5 protein-coding genes are annotated in these 2,845 nt (G+C 64.4%); 3 read left to right on the plus strand and 2 right to left on the minus strand.

Translation table 11 applies throughout. The features are described from left to right. Positions 1–490 precede the first annotated feature (490 nt). Positions 491–730, minus strand: a complete 240-nt coding sequence (locus ACFRAR_RS38520; protein ID WP_380705082.1) for a hypothetical protein — start codon at positions 728–730, stop codon at positions 491–493. Positions 731–771: 41 nt separating this feature from the next. On the opposite strand from ACFRAR_RS38520, the gene ACFRAR_RS38525 reads away from it, so the two are divergent. Further along, positions 772–1,314: a hypothetical protein gene (locus tag ACFRAR_RS38525; protein ID WP_380705084.1), complete on the plus strand. Its 543-nt coding sequence runs from the start codon at positions 772–774 to the stop codon at positions 1,312–1,314. Positions 1,315–1,706: 392 nt separating this feature from the next. On the opposite strand, the gene ACFRAR_RS38530 is transcribed toward ACFRAR_RS38525, so the two are convergent. After that, entirely contained in the window at positions 1,707–1,940 is a 234-nt protein-coding gene (locus ACFRAR_RS38530) for a hypothetical protein (protein WP_380705086.1), read from the minus strand. Positions 1,941–2,167: 227 nt separating this feature from the next. Between ACFRAR_RS38530 and ACFRAR_RS38535 the strand changes: the two genes are divergently transcribed. Next, positions 2,168–2,404 (plus strand): DUF4253 domain-containing protein, encoded by a 237-nt coding sequence (locus ACFRAR_RS38535; RefSeq protein WP_380705088.1) that lies wholly within the window; start codon positions 2,168–2,170, stop codon positions 2,402–2,404. Between the two features lie 138 nt (positions 2,405–2,542). Continuing rightward, on the plus strand, positions 2,543–2,845 hold a 303-nt coding region (locus ACFRAR_RS38540; protein WP_380705090.1), incomplete at its 3' end, for a YccF domain-containing protein.

Raw genomic sequence — 2,845 nt, forward strand, 5'->3', positions numbered from 1 at the left:
TCGGTCCCTCGGCATGTCCCCACACCTCCACGCAGGCACAACGCGTCGCCAGTGCCATCAACCGAGCTCAGCCAGGCCCAACTGAAAGGCGGAGGTTAACGCGCTGGATCGCTGGGCACTGCGCGCAGACCGGCCACAAGTCGTACGAGCAGACTACCCGCACCATCGTCCGCGCCGAGCCCGGGGCATGGCAGTAGGATCACGCGCGCGGTCGACAACAGTACGCCTGGTCTGCACCTCTGACGGCAGCGGCGACGGCAACAACCACGGACTTCAGCGCACATCCACGGACTTCGACGGACCGTCAAACCACCATTGACCTGCGAAAAACAGGTAGAGAGACCGCGTAGCACACGTACTATGTGCCGGCGGGGGATACTCCGGTTCTCGTTCACAACACGGACCCGTGTGACGGGGTGATAGCTTCCGGCAAAAACATCGGTATGGCTACTCGACAAATCCCCAGGGCGCCGGGCAGCTTGATCGCGTCTCACAAGGCGTGACCGAACTCCGGCTCGATCGGAACCTGGCTGCGCAAGCTGCTGATCACGCCGCCAAAGCGGCGCTCGGCGAAACTACTGGTGCTATTTCTCTGAAGAATGGAAATTTGGCAGCAATTCCCGCCCAGCTGCAGGTTGACGCATGGTTCGAGGCGACTCCTGAAGGGAGGGTATTTCCACAACCGGGGATGGTCGGGTTCGGCATCGACGGGATCGAAGTAACGCCGCACTGGACTATTCTGTCCACGTTTCCTGTCGAAGGAGTTGTCAAGTGCCCTCAAACAGCTTGGGAGTTCCCGAGTTTCAGAGGTACCTGCTCAAGGTCATGGAACCCCCTACTGCTCTGCTGGAGGCTGCTGTCGGGCGGATCGAATCGAATGGCGGAATGACCCGAGATGTGACCGAACAGATCTCCGAGATGCTCCGGCTCGGACTCGGCAGGGCCGCAGAGGTCAGGGAACTCGTGGCTGGCGTGCGGTTGCCCTGTTCAGGCCGTGCCGTGATCGGCGATTCCGTCGCCGAGCGCTACTCTCTTCCGCTCTGGCCGGATTTCGAATTCGAGATGAATTTTGACTCCTCGGGTCGACACCTGGTTCGGGCCGAGTTCTTCCGCTCATCCGGTCCGCCCCTTCCTCTCGGAATTCCCAGCCCTTGGAATTTTGTGAAGAGTGAGCTCTTCGAGGACTATGACGATGTGCGAGATATCGACGGATGGGGTCACTATGAGACCTATTCTGCGTTGAGCACGGAAAGCGGTGGGAGGTATTTCTTCAGGTTTTCCTGGGGCTTGCTGCAGGAGATCGAGGAGATGTAGGGCTGCGGAGTTGGCCGGTCGCTGACTGTGATCATGCCCGTCGAAGCAGTCCTGCGCAGCAGCTTGCCGCCCAGCTGCGCGTGTACGGGCCAGAAGGAGTCGCAGTTCACGCGTATTGGCCGTTACTCCAAGGGATTTCTCTCGCAGATCCACCTCATCCGCGACGGCTACCGGACAATGATCGACACTCGCTGAACTCGTAGTTCCTCACGGTGGTCCGGAACGGCCTGTCCGTTCCGGACCACTGGCTGATCCTGATGAAAGGAACCCATGAACCACCCTCATATCCTGTCCGAGCAAGCCATGACTGAACGCCTCCGAACTGAGGTGTACAGCGCTACGGTCGGCGATTCAGTGACCGTCCTGGAGATCCGCGTCCCCAAGACCGAGGCCTACGAGACCTGGCTGCACCACCACCGCGAGCACATCCGGACCGGGTGGTACCCCTTCGTCTCGCCGTTGTGGAGCAGTGACTTCGCCGACCGGGAGGCGTACGGCGGCCGCTGGTCCGGCGGCGGCCCGGAGAGTCTCGCCCGCGCGCTCGCCCAGGATCCGGAGGAGGTGGTCCAGGAGCTGGTCTCGGCCGCCCGGGAGTGGACCCTCTTCTTCTGGGAGGGAGTCCCCATGGCCCTCCCGTCCGACATGTTCGAGGACACCCTCGCCGCAGACCTCGCCGAGCATCCCGAAGCCGACCGGCCTACCCGCCCCGGCCGGTTCCACTCGGGCACCGGAGACGTCTCGATCTGCTTCGTCCGGGCCCGCCACGGCTACGAGGTGCCGGCACTCCTCCCCAAGGCCTTCGAGACACCGAACTGGAGCTTCTCCCCCCCACGAGGACGACGACCGCGAGCTCGTGCCCGCCTGGCACGTCGCGGTGCTGCGCAGTTGGTACGAGCGGTTCGGCGCGGAGCTCTACTACGCGGGCAGTTCGCGCCTCGAACTGCTGGTCGCCCGCCCACCGACCGACCGGCGCACCGCGGCCCGGGTGGCCATCGAGCAGTACGCCTACGCGACCGACGACATCCAGGACCTGGAGCAGGCCGGCGACGGGCAGGTCCGCTCCCACGTCTGGTCCTTCTGGTGGGACTGACCTCTCCGCCGACGGCCGACGCGCTGGCCGGCCGGCCGTGCTCCCGGCGGACGAGGCCGCCGGGCGGATCCCCGTCGGCATCAGTGTTTGGCGCTGGTCAGGATCGTGGCAGCGTCAGGCGGAAGCGGAGCGGCGAAAGTGCGCCATGCTGAGCGTCCGGACGCGATCCCGTTCGGCATCGCGTCGTTCCGGATCGCCGGCTTCATACTGTGGCCGTTCGGCCGCACCGCCGTCGAACGACCGGACGCCGGACCGGCGTCCTGCGTCGGCAACGTCATCTGGCTGATCTTCGCCGGCTGGTGGCTGGCGATCGGGCACTTGCTCACCAGCATCCCGCTGTTCCTGACGGTCATCGGCATCCCCTTCGGCTGGGCCAACCTCAAGATGATCCCGATCTCGCTGATGCCGCTCGGCCGCGAGATCGTCTCCACCGACCAGGAG

Origin of the sequence: Kitasatospora sp. NPDC056651 (genome assembly GCF_042792155.1) — a bacterium.
GTDB lineage: Bacteria > Actinomycetota > Actinomycetes > Streptomycetales > Streptomycetaceae > Kitasatospora.

What these genes read in the sequence shown, in the direction of transcription:
- ACFRAR_RS38530 (WP_380705086.1), bottom strand. Translation starts at nt 1,940, where the DNA reads ATGGGGACTCCCTCCCAGAAGAAGAGGGTCCACTCCCGGGCGGCCGAG.